General features: G+C 40.5%; 14 protein-coding genes. 2 read left to right on the plus strand and 12 right to left on the minus strand.

The features are described 5' to 3' along the window. Window position 1 precedes the first annotated feature (1 nt). Together DESGI_RS18875 and DESGI_RS18880 are read left to right on the plus strand one after the other, a co-directional pair. Entirely contained in the window at window positions 2-1708 is a 1707-nt protein-coding gene (locus DESGI_RS18875; RefSeq protein WP_006523839.1) for a vWA domain-containing protein, read from the plus strand. 352 nt (window positions 1709-2060) lie between these two features. After that, window positions 2061-2378 (plus strand): helix-turn-helix domain-containing protein, encoded by a 318-nt coding sequence (locus DESGI_RS18880; RefSeq protein WP_006523838.1) that lies wholly within the window; start codon window positions 2061-2063, stop codon window positions 2376-2378. Window positions 2379-2559: 181 nt separating this feature from the next. On the opposite strand, the gene DESGI_RS18885 is transcribed toward DESGI_RS18880, so the two are convergent. From DESGI_RS18885 to DESGI_RS18940, 12 genes are all read right to left on the minus strand, one after another. Further along, window positions 2560-3402 (minus strand): amidohydrolase family protein, encoded by an 843-nt coding sequence (locus DESGI_RS18885; RefSeq protein WP_006523837.1) that lies wholly within the window; start codon window positions 3400-3402, stop codon window positions 2560-2562. A 439-nt stretch (window positions 3403-3841) separates the two neighbouring features. Beyond that, complete coding sequence (locus tag DESGI_RS18890) at window positions 3842-4411, minus strand: UbiX family flavin prenyltransferase (protein ID WP_006523836.1); 570 nt, start codon at window positions 4409-4411, stop codon at window positions 3842-3844. Window positions 4412-4567: 156 nt separating this feature from the next. Then, the gene (locus tag DESGI_RS18895) at window positions 4568-6055 is read right to left on the minus strand and encodes a UbiD family decarboxylase (RefSeq protein WP_006523835.1); all 1488 of its coding nucleotides are present in this window, start codon (window positions 6053-6055) and stop codon (window positions 4568-4570) included. 201 nt (window positions 6056-6256) lie between these two features. Beyond that, entirely contained in the window at window positions 6257-6448 is a 192-nt protein-coding gene (locus tag DESGI_RS18900; protein WP_006523834.1) for a hypothetical protein, read from the minus strand. 18 nt (window positions 6449-6466) lie between these two features. Then, the gene (locus DESGI_RS18905; protein WP_006523833.1) at window positions 6467-7798 is read right to left on the minus strand and encodes a phenylacetate--CoA ligase family protein; all 1332 of its coding nucleotides are present in this window, start codon (window positions 7796-7798) and stop codon (window positions 6467-6469) included. 204 nt (window positions 7799-8002) lie between these two features. Next, complete coding sequence (locus DESGI_RS18910; protein WP_006523832.1) at window positions 8003-8467, minus strand: pyridoxamine 5'-phosphate oxidase family protein; 465 nt, start codon at window positions 8465-8467, stop codon at window positions 8003-8005. A 120-nt stretch (window positions 8468-8587) separates the two neighbouring features. Continuing rightward, a complete protein-coding gene (locus DESGI_RS18915; RefSeq protein WP_006523831.1) occupies window positions 8588-10552 on the minus strand; it encodes a XylR N-terminal domain-containing protein in 1965 nt (654 codons plus the stop codon). A 54-nt stretch (window positions 10553-10606) separates the two neighbouring features. After that, on the minus strand, window positions 10607-12247 hold the full coding sequence (locus DESGI_RS18920) for a class I adenylate-forming enzyme family protein (protein WP_157872819.1): 1641 nt from the start codon (window positions 12245-12247) through the stop codon (window positions 10607-10609). A gap of 329 nt (window positions 12248-12576) precedes the next feature. After that, entirely contained in the window at window positions 12577-14292 is a 1716-nt protein-coding gene (locus DESGI_RS18925; RefSeq protein WP_041284994.1) for a sigma-54-dependent Fis family transcriptional regulator, read from the minus strand. A gap of 259 nt (window positions 14293-14551) precedes the next feature. Beyond that, the gene (locus DESGI_RS18930) at window positions 14552-15958 is read right to left on the minus strand and encodes an SLC13 family permease (protein ID WP_006523828.1); all 1407 of its coding nucleotides are present in this window, start codon (window positions 15956-15958) and stop codon (window positions 14552-14554) included. 87 nt (window positions 15959-16045) lie between these two features. Next, window positions 16046-17605, minus strand: coding sequence for a benzoate-CoA ligase family protein (locus DESGI_RS18935; RefSeq protein WP_006523827.1), 1560 nt, complete (start codon window positions 17603-17605; stop codon window positions 16046-16048). A gap of 531 nt (window positions 17606-18136) precedes the next feature. Beyond that, window positions 18137-18718 carry a uracil-DNA glycosylase gene (locus DESGI_RS18940; protein WP_006523826.1) on the minus strand — a complete coding sequence of 194 codons (582 nt, stop codon included), beginning with the start codon at window positions 18716-18718 and terminating at the stop codon, window positions 18137-18139. Between the last annotated feature and the right edge of the window lies 1 nt (window position 18719).

The following is an 18719-nucleotide window of genomic DNA, read 5'->3' on the forward strand; positions in this document are numbered from 1 at the left end:
TATGAACTATATAAAACATGATCAGTACGACCGGATGTATTTTAATTATCTTGAACAAAAATATGATTTAACCAACCTTGTCCAGGGTAATAAAATGAAAATACTAGACAGAGATATGTTATTCGACCTGTACAACATACTTTTTAAAGAACATCTGGAAGTACTGGCACCTAACAAACGGCAAGTTTCACGTAATGATTATATTAGGTTTTTACTTATTAACAAGATCATGGAAAGCAACTATTTAAAAAAAATTAAAAAGTATACTGTCTTTAACGAGCAAAATAGTTATTTATTTATTTCTCAGCTTCTCGATTCTTTTTCCACCTTTAGCATGTGGGAGGATGAAGATACCGGTGAGACCCAGGAACTTTTGGACTCAGTGGACCAATTGGCCAAAGAAACTAATGATAATTCCCCCGCTAAGTTAGATAACAGCAAAGAGAGAGATTCCGGGGCTGCCGGCCATGATGAAAATTTACAACAAGATACAAACAAACAATACAGTGACATAACTGATAAAATCTCTAAATATATAAACAACAACGCCACTTTTTTACAGACCCTTAACCAGTTAGGCTCATTACCCACTCCCGATAAAGTAAAAGGCATCAATACGGTTTATGATCTTAACCAACTTGCAGATAGCCTGGAAAAACTAAAAAAAGTGTTGACTATGCCCGGCTCAGGATTATCAGAAAGGCTGGAAAAAGATCTGCAAAAATTATCTTTTTATCACGGCGTACCGATAGAAAAAATAATCATCGATGAAATGGACAAATTTGCACGACAAGTCAGTCAGCAAGTAGAAAAAGATATTAACAAAAAAAAGCAATTATATGACAGTTTAAAGAAATTAAGCTCCCACAGCTACTGGGATCTGACCCTGGGCAGCTTGATCCAGACCAACCCTGAATTTTGCTTTTATCTGGCGAACATCATAAAGAGACACCCGGAAATTTTAAGAATAACTAAATTAGTTGGCAATTTAAAAGAGATTCGGATTCATAAGCAAAAAAAATTACATAAATCCACTTATGAATGCAAAATGAACATTTCAACCTCTAATGATATTACAAACCTGATACCCCTGGAGCTTTTGTATTTGGATGAACAACTGGAATATATCTTTTATAATAAATTAATAGAACAAAAGTTTTATACCTATGATTATAAATCCCGCAGCAACAAGGGCAAAGGGGGCATAATCATCTGCCTTGATACTTCCGGAAGTATGATTGGGGATAAACTTGATCTCTTGAAAGCGATCATTCTAAATATCGCTCTGGGTGTGCTAAGACAAAAAAAATACTTTGCCTTAATCAATTTCAGCAGCTCGATGAAAGATGTTTTACTGCTGCCCCACAGGCCTGACTTAAAAAAATTTATTAATTTGTTGACCTCTTCATTTTATGGCGGCACCAATTTTGACACACCCATCAAAAGAACGCTGGAAATAATCGAAAATCTCAAACATCATCGTGAATCAGATATATTAATTTTTACCGACGGTTTCGGTAAACTGAGCGACGAAGTACTAAACAAGCTGAAACGCAGCCAGAAAAAATATCGCTTTGGCCTGTTTGGTTTTTTAATCGACCATACTTCTAAAAGCAGTGACCTGGCAAATTGCTGCGATAGAATTTTTTATTTATCATCCAGTAATTTACTCAAAGACATCCTGAACCAGCTTGGGAGATTGGCTTAATTTTATTTATAAATTATAATAACCCGACATGGATCAGCAAAGGACATTTTTTCCGATTGGCGCCACCGCCAACTGGCCAACAAGCTAACCCTGGAAAGGAGACCTGTCCTGCTGCCGGCAGAATCGCTACAAAATACATTTGCCAGGCTTATTTCTCCTATTATCATCGAACAGGATATACAGGGCTATGTTAGCTTTCTTAAAACATCAGGGGAGTTCAACGAGCTGGACCAGACAACTTTGAATCTGGCAGCCTCGGTTTTTGCCCTTAAAATGATGCAGACCCGGACTATAGCAGAAGTAGAAACCCGTCTCAAGGGCAACTTAATTAATGATTTAATTGCAGGTCACTTTGATTCTGAAAATTCCATCATTGAGAGGGCGACCTATCTGGGCTATAATCTTAACCATCGGTAAGTTGCTGGAGTACGACATTAAACACCAAACCCATTTGGTAGAAAACCTGCATCTTTATTTTAATTATGGTGGAAGTATTCAAGATGCTGCTAAAGCTGCCGCTCTCACGCAAAGTGGCTTTAAATATCGCTTTAAAAAGATTTGTGAGGTGAGCGGCTTTAATTTAAAAGACCCGGATAAAAGATTTGATCTACAAATGGCTTTAAAAATATGGTGTATCACCAGGGGCAGCGAAAACTTGCCTAACAGCTAAATAATTAACATTTGTATTTTATTAATTCCCCCTAAAAGAGAACGCTTCACCCAGTGAGGCGTTCTCTTTTTAAGTACAGCGAACATTACTTATTGGATTTCTACCCGAAGACATTCTCCATTTCCCCTGTGACGTTCAACGTTTAACTTTCAACTTTCAACTTTCAACACCCGGCACCAAGTTAAGAAAGTTTAAGCCTGACCCCTAATAATTTTGCGGCATTTTGACCCAAGATTTTATCCTTTGCATCCTCAGCCAAGGGCAGCGCCCGGATGGTTTCAATATTTTTGCGAACATCCTTGATACTGGGCCAGTCGGAACCAAATATAACTTTATCGGCCACTCTTTCCAGCTCGGGAAAATAGGTAAGCAATTTTTGCGGCGGCAGCCCTGCAACTTCCATATATACATTTTCGTGGAGCCTGGCCAGGAAAAAAGCGTGTTGATACCAAAAACCCCTGCCGCTGTGCACAATAACTATGGGCAGGTCGGGAAAGTCAACAGCCACATCGTCCAGGTAAAGAGGGTCACCGTACTTTAGTCGTGACCCTTTAAAAACTGAGGATCCGGTATGAAACATAACCGGAATTCTTAGTGCCTCCGCCTCGGCATAAAGCGGGTAAAGGAAGCTGTCATTAGGATAAAATAATTGGTAAGTAGGATAGAGCTTAACACCCCGGAAACCGCCGGTCACCAGGCGCTTTAACTCACTTCTCGAATTCGGGGTCATATAGGGGTTAATACTAGCAAAAGGGATAAGCTTTTCTTGTCCCGCACAGAACTGCATTACATACTCATTGGAACACATACCAGTGGCCGCAGGACACAGCTCAGCCAAAACAACTCCGTAATCCACACCATTTGCATCCATGTATTTAACGAACTGATCCGGATCGCAAAACTTGTTATAAAATTCCTGCCAGTCTTCCACTGATTGAGTGTTTTGTACAAAGTCAAGTGAGCTTTGGTTATAATACTCATAGTGTATGGGGTGGATGTGAAAATCTATAACGGGATAACTCATTATTAACCACCTGATTTCATAGTATTTTAAAGAATTTAATAATTAGGTAAACTGGCACTTGTTTGACAATAAAGGAGGCCTGTTCCCTATCTATAATTATTTATATCACTTTTTCCCGGTTTCCACCAGTGCCTTGCCAAATAGAGCTACCCCCGGCAACCGCTATTTACGTATCATGTTCGGGTTTTAAACATGCAATTAGCATCCAAACCTTTGTCTAATATTTTACCGGTATTTAAAAATGTCCTTCGCAAAAAATACTTGGGTTCGGTAAGAAAGAAAGGCCACTACTATCACCTTGTAGCGACCCCATCAATCAAGTTGTTCAAACCACAACCACTACACAGCCTAGCACATTATATTCCCCAGCTAGCTGTTAACATTAATATTGCTTGGACAATATTCAATCCACATAAACACTAGCATTTGTGAACTATTTTTACATTTCCATTATCCCTGGCCATCTTTTCACCAGAGAATTTTCTATCCCTAATTGGTCAAAAACTCGCCCCACCATTTGCTTCATCATATCCTCTATTGTTTTCGGGTGATGATAAAAGGAAAGTACCGGGGGCATAATTATTACCCCGAGCCTGGCCAATTTCAGCATATTCTCCAGGTGAATAGGGCTTAACGGGGTTTCACGTACCAGCAAAATCAACTTACGTCTTTCCTTAATTGTTACGTCAGCAGCACGGTTAATTAAATTATCTGCATAACCGTTAGCTATAGCGGAAAGAGTTTTCATGCTGCAGGGAGCTATCACCATCCCCTGGTGTAAAAAGGAACCGCTGGCCGGAGGTGAGGCAATATCCCAGGAAGGGAACTGCTGGCTGGCCATTTTACTAATATCATCTAATAAATAATCCGTTTCCAGGGCAATTGTTTTTTTAGCCGACTCACTTATGATTAATTGCGTTTCCACGTCAGCTTTATGAAATTCTTCGAGGAGTTTAATACCGTATATTGATCCGGTGGCACCCGATATCGCTAGAACTATTCTAGTCAAAGACATTCCCCCTTCTTCATCATAATAGGCCTATTAGCATAAATCCAGCTAACCTGCCTTTAAAAGTTAGCAATGTGGAAAACGTTCATAAGCCGGGGAAAATACCGTTTTCGTTTGATAAGAAAATAGCCTTCCTGAAGGCTATTTTCTTATCAACTACTGATTTTCAAACAACTCCGGGGCAAATTTACCAGGATCTATATCCTTGAACTTGGTTCTTTTAAATCTATCTTTTAAATTATATGGTACTGTGCAGTCAAAAATAGTTTTACATGAAATGCCATGGTCCCTAATTAACGGGTTAAAATCAGCATCTTGTGAGGGATCCAACGGGTGACAACGCACACCCGGAATAAATATTGTATCAATATCACCCTGGTAACGTGTATTTAGTGCCCACATGACATCGTTACTATCAAATGGATCTACATCTTCATCTACTAAAATCACATGCTTAAGTTCAGAAAATGCTGAGAATGCCAATAAAGCAGCTTGTCTTTGGCGTCCTTCATCACTTGGCTGGCTCTTTTTAAACTGTAAAACAGCCATGTATTTACCGCCGCCTGATGAATGTGAATATACATTTAATAATCTGCCCGGCATAGCCTTTTCCACCATTTGCAAGATACTTGCCTCTGTTGGAATACCAGCCATATTCACATGTTCTTCACTTGGTCCTATACAAGTCTGCAGTATTGGATTTACGCGATGAGTAATAGCTTTCACCTTGATTACTGGTAACTCAGGATTAGCTCTCCCTGTGTAACCGGGGAATTCCGGCATTGCTTTTCCTGTATTTGTATTCTGGTCTTCCCTAACACGCACTCCGGGAATTAGTTCACCCTCTATAACGTATTCGGCATTAGCAATTGCCTTTTCATTAATTGTTAAACATTGAACCAATTCAACAGCTTCTTTCCTAATAGCTCCTGCAATACTTAATTCATTAAAACCAAGGGGAGTCGTCGGTGGTTCAAAACAAGCGGCAATTTCAATAGCCGGGTCAACGCCTATACTAATAGAAATCGGCAATGGTTTTCCGGCATTTTCAGCCTTTTCACGAAATACTGTTAAATGACGGGCTCCTGGAACAAAGTACATGGATATTTCATCTTTGCTTTGTAAACATAGACGGTGGATTGTAACATCAGATATTCCCGTTTCAGGATCAGATGCATAACACATACCCATAGTTATGTATGGGCCCGCATCTTCTTCTGTATTAGTGGGTGCAGGAACTAGTTTTCTAATATCAAAACCCGGCTCATCTGCATAATGAACTACTTCCTGACATTTAGCCTTATCTTTTGAAACTGTAATTGGTTGAATTGGATTTTGAACAGCATCATTTAAAAGAAATCCCAGGCGTTCCGGTTTTGTGCCAAGCATCAGCCCTACCCTTTTACGACTTGCCAGTAGTCCTATAATTACTCTAGCACCTTCATGACCCTTCACATTGTTGAAAACCATAGCAGGTCCAGTTTGGGTTGGACGCATTACTGTTCCACCAGCACCAACATGACGATAAACTCCTGATATTTCAGCATGCGGGTCCACCGGTTCGTTGGTTTCGATTAATTGTCCCGGGACTGTTTTTAATAGTTCTATCGCAGAACGTAAATCTTTTATTTTTTGTTCAGACATTCAATTACCTCCGTTCAGCAAGTACTTAGCTGGCTCCTATCGACTAGCTGCCAGCGATTGTTTCAGTTGCCTGGTAACATGTTAAGTATTTAACGGATCCCCTGGTGTAAGCGGCTCAAAGCATTTTCGAGTCATACCGCTTAGGGATCCGTCAAATAATGTTAAATTGCTAGAATAAACAAGGGCCGTGCGGACGATAGATCAGGCACCCAGTATATCGGCGGCATCAGTAATATCAAGTTCCAACATTTTTATCATTGCAGACATTCTAACTACATTCATTTCTACGCATTTGATGTTGCTATTTTTGCCCAATTCTTTCAACTTTTCTGCATCTTGTTTAATATTTGCAATAAGATTGGCCATTTCACGGATGTTGGTTTCTCCTGCCAATTATATCCCCACCCCTTTTTATAATTCTTTTCTGAGATCTTTATAACGCTTGGCCTTTACTAGATACCTAGGAAGTGACCCATATGGATGACTTTCATAAACATAGCCCAGGTTAGTCTTCACTCTTAAATTTCTGGCCAATTCGGCTTCCACTTCTTTTTCTTGACCCTCAAAACCAGGATTTAATTCATATTTTAAGATAATCTTATCTATGTCGCCTTCCTTTTTGACAATTAATTCATACTCGTCACCTAATTGAGGCATACTGCGCACAACTTCTTCTACCGCAACGGGACTGAATAAAACGCCTTTAACTTTTGAGATATGGTCTGTACGTCCCTGGATTCCGCCTTTTAATACGCGGTATGTACGACCGCACTCACAATTTTTATCACTCCACATGGCTACATCTTTACTATCGCAGCGGATACACGGCTGGGCCATTCGGTCAAAAGCGGTAATGACGATTCTGCCAAGCTTATTAGGCTCTTCAATAGGTTCACCGGTTTCCAAATCCAAGAGTTCAACCAGGAAAAATCCTTCGTTCACATGCAAACCACCCGGCTTAAATGTACACTCATATCCCCACGAACCCATCTCAGTTGCACCGACATGGTCGTATACGGGACAACCCCAGGCTTCTTCCATCCTTCTTTTGGTAGTTGGAACACTTCCACCCGGCTCGCCTGCGCATAGGATTTTCTTGATATGCAAATCCCTCGGATCCATGCCCAGTTTTCGACAACCGTCCGCCATTCCAAGAACATAAGTAGGCGTAGCCATAAAGGCAGTGGCCCTCAGGTCCTTCATCTTCATAATTCTTTCTTCGGTGTTAAGCATGGCCCCCGAGACAACCTCACAGCCGACTTTTTCGGCGGCATAGTGACCGGCCCAGTAGGCAATAAATACGTTGTAACCGAATGGAATAAAAACTCTGTCGGTATTTCTGAAACCCATCGCCCACAAGTAATGACTCCAAATCTCAGCCTGCCACTCCCAGTCCTGCCAGGTATCAGGCTGAAATACCGGCTGACCGGTGGTGCCACTGGTCTGGTGGTAAACTGTGACATCTTCTAAAGGTATGCACAGGGAATCGCCATAAGGCCACGGCTCTTTATATTGGGCTTCGCGGTAACTTCCTTTATCAATAATTGGTACTTTCTTGATATCGTCCCATGTTTTAATATCTTCAGGCATTAATCCAGCTGCTTCATAAAGTCGACGGTAAAGTTTGGACCTCTCATATCCCCACTTTAATATCCTTTTGAACTTTACCAACTGCAACTCCCTCAACTTTTCTACCGGCAGGGTTTCCAAGGCTGGGTTCCAGTAAGTGTCTAAACTTTGCATTAATTAATTTGCCACCTCCAACTTTATAGTCTTTAAGCGAAAATGATATATGGGTTTTTTCCCAATCCCATCTTTTGCTTAACGATATAAAAATACCATGTAAATATCCCTTTTTTCAATATTCCGACGTGTCAGAATATTTAGGAATATACTGTTCATTTGGAAAGTTGGATAGCAAAAAAAAAGAATGGTTTAAACCATTCTTTAATAAGGTAATTTTAAAGTTTGTCGATTAAAATATCCGGAAGAATTATCAATGTAACATATAGTTTCAGGTAATATCCGGTATACCTTTATTTCGGCCATTAACTTGGCAAGCCGCGGCGCGGCAAAAAAAGATTGCACAAACGGAAATTTTTTTATATACAGTGCCATAACCCTAGCCTTCCGGCCAGTTTCTTCAACCTTGAAAGCTCTACCTTCAACTTGAACACCCTTAATTTGCCGCCACTCACGACTTTCATCGTGTATGGTTGCCGCAACTAGCGGATTTGTCGCAATATTGACACAATGCCTGGCTTCAGACTTGGAAAGAAAAAATAATTCTAAACCGTCGTTAACGTAAAACAGGTCGGCAGCCTGGGGTCGGTGTTCCGGAGATACTGTCCCCAGTGTCAGGGTGCTGTGTCTGCTAATAAAATCGATGATTTGATTTTTAAGTTCCTCCACTAAACATACACACCTCCTAAAAAAGCATACTATTACACATGGTAATCATTTTCATAATTATTGTTTGATAATTGATATAATGAAGTGTATTGGTGCAGGAAGTTTAGTGTAGTGAACCCTTTATATGTTTGGCTCATGATTACTACCTTTTGTTGTAATGCACCAAACTTTTAAAGCCATTTGTAAATCAAATCTTTTATTAGGATCTTTAAAATCAAAGTTACCTACTTCACAAATTTTCCTGAGGCGATATCTAAACCCACTTGGTGTAACAGCCGCGGCAATGGCTGCCTTTTTAATATTACCGTCGTAACTAAAGTAAAGATTAAGAGTTTCAACTAGTTCGGTTTGATACTTGACATCATATTCCAACAACTTACCAAGCTGTTCCTTCATAAAAGCAAGAAGGTCTTTCTGATCAGCGGCATGAAAAAGTAGGCCGTAAGTACCCAAGCTGTCAAATGAAATCACAGTATTGCTCTGATTTAGCCCCTTCATTACTTTCAGTGCCCGCTGAGCCTCCTGGTAGGACAGGGGAAAATCCCTAAGGGCATGGCAAATCCGGCCTATGCCAATCGAAATATTAATTTGCGGGAATTGCTGATTAAAACGTTCCCGGATACTCTTAGCCACTTCTATAATCTTAGAAGATGCTGTATTTGCTCCTAATGAGATGAATACGATAATGTTATTATTACTGTCGTCCGCAACTATACCTTGCCGATTACAATTATTAAGCGCTTTGTTAACCGCATCACAGATTCGCTCTTTAAAACGAATAATTTTTGTTTGATCACGTTTTAAGTGTTCAATCACACTCGTCAAGTTTTCTAAATTAATAATCATGACACTATGGGGCTGACTGATATTATAACCAAGGTAATTTGACCTTTCTATAATATCCATTTCAGTGTTAAAATTACCCGCAATTAAATCCTTAACAAGATTACCACTAAGACGGGTTTCCACCTCTGCCACAGCCCGGGTCTGCATCATCTTTATAGCAAAAATTGAAGCCGCATGGTCTAAAGTTAACCGATCCAACTCAGTAAAATTTTCAAAAGTTTTAATAGTACTAACAAAACCCAGAACATCCTGACCGATTACGATCGGGGAAATAAGTCTGGAAAAAGGATTCCTGGAAGTTTCGACCAAAAGCTGGACCTGTCTTTTTTCCTGGATTAGCGTGGTGGAGAGGTCGCGATGGCGCGGATTACTAAAAATATCTTTTGCTGAACAAGACATATGCGTTGGAAAGTTATTTGCCACCAACGTTGTGGGTGTAAAATAAGCAACTGGCCTAAAAAACAGGTCCTCAACAATCACCGTTCCTCCAATCATGCTACCTAAAGTTGCGGCTATGACTGACATATCCTTTCCATCTAACACCAGTCTGTTTAGCTGTTTATGGATGGCCATCGATTGTTTTAATATATCATTTTGGGCACGCATCCTGACAAGGGCCTGATCTAATGCTTTATCTTTGTTAATATCCTTGTAGTATTGCAACTCAGGAAGTATTTCATCACCCCACGCAGCCAATGTCTTGCCGATATACCTGCAGTGCGGGTCACCTTTGGCTGAGCAAGATACTTCTTTAATAATTACCCGTTCACCCAATAGAGCCGACATACTACCACTGGCATAACCCACCAGCGTCCAGCATACCGGTTCTGTTGCGGGGCCGAAATGCTTCACATGATGTTCGGCTTCGTAAGAATCATGCCAGATACCTTCGCAACACCAATTGTTTTCGTCTTCATTAGAGTACATCTCTATCGGGGAGACACGGGCCATACCCACAAATGTATGAAAAAGTACGCTCAGTTGGTAGCTGTCAATTTTACCTTTTGGAGAGAAATCTTGCAGAGTGTTTACAGCATCGCGATAACCGATGGCAAAACCGTAGCGAATCAACAACCCCTTTGCTTTTTCTGTATCCAAAGAGCTAATGAGGTCCTTGCGCAGAACTCCAATCGCCTCGGCATTAAGAATTAGTACCCGCATGTTTTTAAGGTAGTTTTTCCCTGCCTCGGGCTGTAGGCTAAGCATTTTTTCAAGATGCAAGTCATTAATCTTGATCATCTTAACCCCACCTATACAAGAATTAGTAAAGCTTTAAAAAACCTAAGTGTTTCATTATTTTACCCGGTATATATTTCCATTAACTTCCCTGGTTAACGTTTCACGCAATTTATACTTTTGCACTATTCCACTAGTAGTAACAGGAAAAGATGGTACTATCTTAATCTTATCGGGAATCTTATATCCCACTATTTTATTCTTTAGGAAAGATACTATGTCTTCCAGTGTTATCTTTGTCACGCCTGCTTTGGGGATAATAAAAGCACATGTTTTTTCGCCCAGTTCATAATCGGGATATCCTACAATGCTCGCTTCAGCTACCTTAGGATGAGCGTATAACAAGGATTCTATTTCGTCAGGGTAAATACTGGCACCCCCCCGGACAATAATATCATCAGTTCGCCCAACAACAGTTATATTTCCCTGTTCATCCATAAACCCCAGGTCATGAACGCGCACCCAACCGCACTCATCAAAGGAACTCTCCGTCCTGTCAGGATCCCTCCAATACCGCAAAGCACTACCAAAACTCCGGACAAAGATTTCGCCTACTTCCCCGTGCGAAACAATCCGTCTATTATTATTAACAATTTTTACTTCAACGCCACCGTAAATCGGCTTGCCGGAGATCTTATGTATAACTTCCAGGGGATCGGTCAACTTTGTCATAGTGGCATGGCCGTATTCGGAAGCACCATAAGTTATAGTAAGTGTGCACTTGAATTTATTTTGCAGTTCCACCAGTATCTCTTTAGCAGCAACAGCCCCACAAAAATAAATATTGCGCACCGAAGTAATATCATAATCAAAAAAATTTGGGTGTTCTAATATTTTTATAAAAAATAAAGGCATACCCACTGGGGAAGTTACTTTGCACTGCTGAATTGACTTTAATACAATTTCTGGTGCATAACTTTCCGAAAGCACTAAAGTGGACCTGCTTATAATCGGGCAGGGTTCAACATATATTACCCCACAGGCTGAAGAAAGTGGCAACATCCCCAACCACACCTCGTTATCCCCGACCTCCCGCATATAATTACTTGAATAAGCAAGGCGATGGATCGTATTATGTGTATGTACTATCCCTTTAGGGATACCGGTAGTCCCGGAGGTATAAACTATTGCCGCAATATCGTCCGGTTCCACAGGGTGATCATGGATATATTTTTCAACCAAGTTTTTTGCATCATCATCACCTGCAAGTAACTGGCGCAGCGGAATCATTTCTGCTTTCGTCCTACCTTTAACTATTACATGTTCCAATGTGGGAAACTGAGAACGTAGACGGGCGATTAAATCAACAAAAGAAAAGTTTTCAATGTTCGAAGTCATGATAATTGCCCGTGCTTTGCTATGTAACAAAGCGAATTTCAACTCTAATTCTCTAAAATTTATATGTAAGGGGACTTTAACTGCCCCAATTTTTAAGATAGCTTGACTGGCAATAATAAATTCCGGGCCGTCGGGTAAAAGGAGGGCAACTCGGTCACCATGTCTAATGCCAAGATTCAATAATGACTCAGCCAACTGGTTAACTAAATTATACAGTTGCAGGTAAGTAATCTGGCGATCATTAAAAATTATAGCTGTTTTATTTGGCGCCAACGCTACGGCCTGATCTAAATAATCGCCAGCAGTCATACCAGCCGGTATAAAACCCTCTGACTGTGCATAGCTTTTCTTATTATACATGGTTTCTTCACCGTTCCCTTTCAGGCAATTAGCTTCTATTATCAGCTTCAAGAACTTGGTTTATCACGTATTATAAGTTCAGTAATTATTGACTTGTCAAGTCCTTAATCACTTTATCTGCCGGCTACATTACTATTTACTATTATTGTTTACTTTTATATATTAAAGCAATAATTATACCATGTTATTCTTTATGAAAACGCTGAAAATACCGGTTATGCTCATAAATACATTTGTATGAAAATCATACAATGTACTATATATAAACATAAAAATTAAACTATTCTGAAACTTCATATTAAAAAGGCAATAACAAAATTTTAAGCGCTTTAAAGGTTTTTTATCTCTTTTAATTTATCATACAAAGCAGCCCTGCTTATACCCAATATTTTTGCCGCCCTTGACTTATTGCCCCCGGTAATTTCAAGAGCTTTCATAATTGCATCTTTTGTTACTTCAGATAAAGCCAGTCCATGAGGCAATTCATGCTTATTTTTCCGTTCTTTTGTATAAATTTCCAAATCATTTAATTCAATTATATTATTGTTACAGTAAATTACCGCCCTTTCAACCATATTTTCCAGTTCTCGTATATTTCCTGGCCAGCGATGGTTCATTAAGAATTTCATAACATCTTCTGCTACACCTTTAATTTTTTTGCCGGACTCTTTGCTAAATTTACTAATAAAATAATCCAACAGCAGGGGAATATCTTCAGTATGTTCCCTTAAGGGCGGTGCCGTAATTACCAAAACCTTTAATCTATAATAGAGGTCATTTCTAAATTTTCCCTCTTTAACTAGATTATTTAAATTCCTATTTGTTGCAGCAAGAATACGGACATCAACTTTCTTGGTCTTGATTCCCCCTATCCGCTCCACTTCTTTTTCTTGGATCACACGCAACAATTTACTTTGCAACGATAAGGGCATGTCACCGATCTCATCCAGGAAAATAGTACCTCCATCGGCAAGCTCAAACTTGCCGGGCTTTCCATGTCTCAAGGCTCCTGTAAAAGCTCCCCCTTCGTAACCGAACAATTCAGCTTCAGCAATATCTGCTGGTATCGCAGCACAATTAACCTTTATGAAAGAGCGTTTAGCGCGGTTACTTGCGTTATGAATAGCCTGGGCCAATAATTCTTTGCCAGTTCCACTTTCACCCGATATAAGGACCGTAGAAGAACTTGTAGCAACTTGTAAGGCCCGCCTTTTTATGTCTGCCATAACCGTGCTTTTACCAATAATACTCTCAATGGTATATTTGGTACCGTTTAACTTAAATAGCTCATCATAGCGTTCCATTTTAACCTGGGGAACCAGCTCATTTTGGTTATAATATTTAGCTGAATCGATTTCTGCGGCATCCTGGATGATTAAAATTGCTCCTTTTGTTTTACCTGTATGAATAATCGGAAGTCCGTTGACAATTAAATCTTTAGACAGACAATTTATTCTTTGGGGACCTGCCCATACCCCGTTGATAATCTTTTCAAAAGGCAGGTTGGGAATAAAGTCATTGATATGTCCTCCAACCTTGACATCCGGGAAAATACGGTTTAGGAAAACACTGACCAGATTTATTGTCCCCAACTCATCGGTGGCCACTATCCCACATGGCACTTGCTGGAAAATATTGGATAGTTCCTCATATAGAATTTCAATGTGATCAAGCAGGTGATTAACGGCATAAGCCTGGTTGATAACACCGCTTGGCCTGCCGCTTAGATCTACCACAGGGGTTTGGCCAATCCTGACGTTGCGCAACCAAAGGATCAATTCGGTAAGGTTGTTGAAGGTTTTGTTTTCGCGAAAATAAATAACATCCCGCAGGTAATAATCTTCTATACTAGTATCAAGGTTTGCTCCTTGGAGAAGGCAATCATATAGGTTGAAGCGGGTAAATATTCCGATTAATAGTCCATCCTTGTTAACTACAGGAATTCCTGTCAGCCTGGTTTTACGGAATATAACTAAAGCATTTTTTACAGTACTATCAGGACTAAGCGATACCTTAACAGGAACCATGATTTCCTTCGCCTTCATATGTTCACCCCAAACATTATTAAGCACTTTGAATTACTATACCATATAAAGGCGACACCATCATTTACCCATAAGAGTGAAAGACACTCACCCATAAGGGTGGAAAGGTGGTTAAAACAAGTCCTTTATCCCGGTTTCCCACGGTGTATTTAATCGATATCCAGTACCAACATAACAAAGAGCCAATGAGAGACCACCACAATCACCTTGCAGCGGCCTCTCAATTGTTTAAACACATCTCAAATCTACGAGCTATTGGTTATTGAATAACACCAATCATCCGCCAGTATGGCATGCTCACCAGCAAAGCAATTACAGCCGCTATAATATATGCCACACCGGCCAGAGTCACATGAACGGGGGCCCATCCCCTGTTTTGCATTATTCCTTCCGATATCAATATAAAAGGCTGCTGATAATTTAATAAAACGAAGTTGATGCCAATCAGGTAAGCCATGGACGAAACCAGTGGATGAATACCAAATTGAGTATATATGGGGATAAGCACAGTAATAGTGAGGGCAGCTGTGGAAAATCCCCATGGAACATCGATAAAGCGAATCAACATGATACCAAAAGTAGCCACCAGTAAGAATATTAAAGGATTAGACGCTAGAGACAATAGACTTGGCCTTAATATTGGCTCAATCCAACCTGATACCTGGCTGGCAACAAAGATTGTCTGAAGACTGATAGCAACTCCAAAGAACATAACCACATCCCAATTTATGCCACTACTTATCTCAGGTACAGTAATCAATTTAAACATAATTAATAGAAATAATGCTGCTAGGGCTGTGGCAGCTGTGGGAATATGGTGAATCCTCTCGGTGCTGAACATTACCAGAGAGCCGACAAGGACTATAATAGCAATTATTTCTTCGCGCCTAATTGGCCCTAAATCGGCATATTCTTTCTCAAAAGTATCGCGCGGAATACCAATTGCCTCTTTGGGTTTCATAATAAAGTAAACCAGAACTGTAAAGATTACCGTTATTAATAGCCAGGGCAGGGCCAAAATTTGGAACCAGGCCTCAAAAGTGGCCATGGGTTTTAATTCCGGGGGCAAAAATCCCAGTATAATTGGTCCTGACAAGGAACCGGTTAACCAGCCGGTACCGGGGAAAAGACACATAGCCCAGGCCAACAAAGCAATAAAGGCGGAACCTTTAGATCTATATTCCTGTTTACAGGCCTCAACAACACTTAAAGCAATTGGCATGACAATAGCTATCCTTACCGTAATAGATGGCGTTAGCGCCGAAAGAGCGATACCGATAATAAACCAGCTAAAAGCCATCGACAGCCAGCTTGGCTTAAAACTTTTTAATACCAGATAGGCAATCCGTTTTCCCAAACCGGTTTTTTGTAAAATAAAACCAAAATAAAGGGCGGGGATTAATACCCAAACCGCTGAACTAACAAATCCCGAAGCAACAACGTCATATTTAAGACCAAAGATAAGACCACCGGCAAGTATCAGCGAACAACCTGCCGAAAAAGGTAATCCACCGGGGCGGAAAATCCAAAAGCCCAAAGCCGCGATTACCGTAGCCATGATAAAATGACCCTGGGCCGGTAAACCAACAAATGGTTTGGCTATTCCAATAAATAAACCTATTAAAGCGAATGCAGCGACACCAAGAACCCTGGTATCTTTAAACATACTGTCCCCCCCATTTTGCAGTTTTTTACCTCACTATAAACATTTTGTTAAAATGTTTATAGTGAGGCTAGTATAGTTTTACCAGCGTCAACCCAGCAACTGGCGCAGCTTATAACGCTGAACTTTACCTGTGGCTGTACGCGGTAATTCTTTAACTAAATAAAATTTTTGCGGACACTTGTAATGAGCTATTCTACCTCTTACGTATTCCCGCAGTTCATTTTCAAGTTCTTGCGACGGCGTATAGCCCTCTTTATAAACGACAAAAGCTACCGCTTTCTCCAAACCTGATTCATTTACTTCTCCAACTACTCCCACCTCATTAACTGCCGGATGCTCCAACATAACACCTTCTACCTCCAAGGGAGAAACCCATAAACCACTGGGCTTGATCATGTCGTCAGCTCGCCCGGCATACCAAAAATAGCCATCTTCATCCTGGTAAAATTGATCGCCTGTATTAAACCATTCCCCATGGATACTTTGTTTGGTCTTATCATGCTTATTCCAATAGCAAGCTGTAGTCCCGTCGTTTTTTATCCATAATGTTCCTATTTCACCCCGGGGTACTTCATTCTTGTCTTCATCAAGCAACTGCCCCTCGAAGCCGGTCAATAACTTGCCACTGCTACCAGGTTTTATTTGCCCCGGCTTATTGGACATATAAATTGCACCAACATCCGTTGAACCTGGCCCATCCAAAATTTCCAGACCAAAGATTTCCTTCCATTTATCAAAAATCACCTTGGGTAAAGCCTCACCTGCTGATACACATAATCTTACAGAAGAAAGATCCACTTTACGTCCGGTTTTTTCTAAATAGTTAAGCATGGCCCAGTAAGCGCTTGGCACGCCGTAAAATAAGGTTGGACGATATTTTTCAATGACGTCAAAAAATTTTTCCGGTTCCGGTCTTCCCGGATAAAGGACAACTGATGCCCCACAAAGAAATGTTGAATCCAGAGAATTGTTCCGGCCATAGGAAAAAAAGATCTTGGAAACAGACAATATAATATCTTCTTCGGTCATGCTCACAACTTCGCGACAATGCGAGGGCATAAAGTGTAAAAGATCATGATGCAAGTGCACTACACCCTTCGGGGTTCCCGTGGTTCCTGAACTATACAGCCAAAAGGCCATATCGTCTTTTGATGTAGATACTGCAGTCAATTCAGGGGAAGCTTTACTAATTAATTCATCAAAGCTAAGTTGACCGGGTTGTGGTTGTCCAACAACGGCGAAATGCCGCAAGTACCTGAATTCATTTTGAACCTGGACAAATTGTTGGGCTAGCTCCGAATTGGTGATTAATGCTTTGGTCCGGCTATCATTTAAAAAGTAAAGATAATCCTTGGGTAATGCCATAGTACTTACCGGCACCGGCACCGCGCCAATTTTTATTGTCCCAAAATAAACAGCTAAAAACTCCGGGCTATCAGGCAGGCAAATAAGAACCCGGTTTTCCTGCTCAACTCCCAAACCAAGTAGTGCATTTCCCGCTCTGTTTGCCATTTCCGCAATTTCTGCATAGGTAAATACTCGATCTTCGTAATAAACAGCTACTTTATTGCCACGCCCCTCTATTAAATGTCGATCTAGTAGATAAGATGCGATATTAAACTCATCCGGAATGTTGGTTAATTCCATATTATTAAACCACCTTTCATTTTTATAAAACATTTCGCCAGGCAACAATCCCTAAAACTGAAAGTAAGTTAAAAATAATAACTATTTAAATCACATCCCCCCTCAATAGAAAATTTCTTATTTTCAAGGGCCAAAGCCTTACGCCACAAATCGGATGCTTGGGAAATTTGAAATTATGATTATCTGCATATCAATTACTAATTTTAAATTTAGAATGCGTAACACTTCTAATTCTTTAAAATATTCAAAAACTTAACTTTGTTTGCAATATTGCAATTATAGCGCCAATTACTTTTTCGGATTCTAAATTAAATTCTAAATGAGTCGTTTCAGTATATTAAAACAATAATCGATGCTTCAATATTACTTAAACCGGGTTACTTTCCAAAAAATTTGGAGCTGGACATGTAAAATAATCATACACTGTCTGTCATACTACATTTTTAAACAGGGCAAAAAAAATAACCCGGCCAAAACATATGTCCGGGTTGTTTTTTTAACAAATAAGGAACTTTGATAATTACCGAAAAACTAATTGAGTATTTCTTGCAGCCAAACACCCAGTCTTTTAAAATCGGCCTGAATTACCTCCACCAAAGCCCGGCGATATATTGATGCCGCCGGGTGATACATGGGGAAAACAATGTATTTCTCCAATTCAAAGGGCTGGCCGTGACAGTTGCCGATACGCCCACTGCCGCCGATCAATCTTTTCAAGGCCACATCACCCAGGGCAACAATCACCCTTGGTGACAGTAATGCCAACTCCTCATCCAGCCAGTGAGCGCAGTGTTTTATTTCACAGGCCCGGGGCTTGCGATTGGACCGCCCGTCATTTTGGGTGGGTCGGCACTTTATAGCATTGGTTATAAACACATCACTGCGTCCAAGACCCGCCAGGCTCAGATACTCGTCCAAATTGCGCCCGGCCTGACCGACAAAGGGCATACCTTGCTTAATTTCTTCACCACCCGGCGCTTCGCCCAAGAAAACAATACGAGCGCCGAGATTACCGCGATCCCTGACCAGCCCGGCCCCAGTCCTTTCCCCGGGGCACGGGCACCGACAGTTGACTATACGATTATACAATTCCAACAGCGCTTTATCTTTCATA

The sequence above is a fragment of the Desulfoscipio gibsoniae DSM 7213 genome, from assembly GCF_000233715.2.
Lineage (GTDB): Bacteria > Bacillota > Desulfotomaculia > Desulfotomaculales > Desulfallaceae > Sporotomaculum > Sporotomaculum gibsoniae.

Excerpts from the sequence above, each read along its gene's own strand:
- DESGI_RS18875 (WP_006523839.1), top strand. The coding sequence starts at position 2 with ATGAACTATATAAAACATGATCAGTACGACCGGATGTATTTTAATTAT.
- DESGI_RS18885 (WP_006523837.1), bottom strand. The coding sequence starts at position 3,402 with ATGAGTTATCCCGTTATAGATTTTCACATCCACCCCATACACTATGAG.
- DESGI_RS18895 (WP_006523835.1), bottom strand. The coding sequence starts at position 6,055 with ATGTCTGAACAAAAAATAAAAGATTTACGTTCTGCGATAGAACTATTA.
- DESGI_RS18905 (WP_006523833.1), bottom strand. The coding sequence starts at position 7,798 with ATGCAAAGTTTAGACACTTACTGGAACCCAGCCTTGGAAACCCTGCCG.
- DESGI_RS18915 (WP_006523831.1), bottom strand. The coding sequence starts at position 10,552 with ATGATCAAGATTAATGACTTGCATCTTGAAAAAATGCTTAGCCTACAG.
- DESGI_RS18920 (WP_157872819.1), bottom strand. The coding sequence starts at position 12,247 with ATGTATAATAAGAAAAGCTATGCACAGTCAGAGGGTTTTATACCGGCT.
- DESGI_RS18925 (WP_041284994.1), bottom strand. The coding sequence starts at position 14,292 with ATGAAGGCGAAGGAAATCATGGTTCCTGTTAAGGTATCGCTTAGTCCT.
- DESGI_RS18930 (WP_006523828.1), bottom strand. The coding sequence starts at position 15,958 with ATGTTTAAAGATACCAGGGTTCTTGGTGTCGCTGCATTCGCTTTAATA.
- DESGI_RS18935 (WP_006523827.1), bottom strand. The coding sequence starts at position 17,605 with ATGGAATTAACCAACATTCCGGATGAGTTTAATATCGCATCTTATCTA.
- DESGI_RS18940 (WP_006523826.1), bottom strand. The coding sequence starts at position 18,718 with ATGAAAGATAAAGCGCTGTTGGAATTGTATAATCGTATAGTCAACTGT.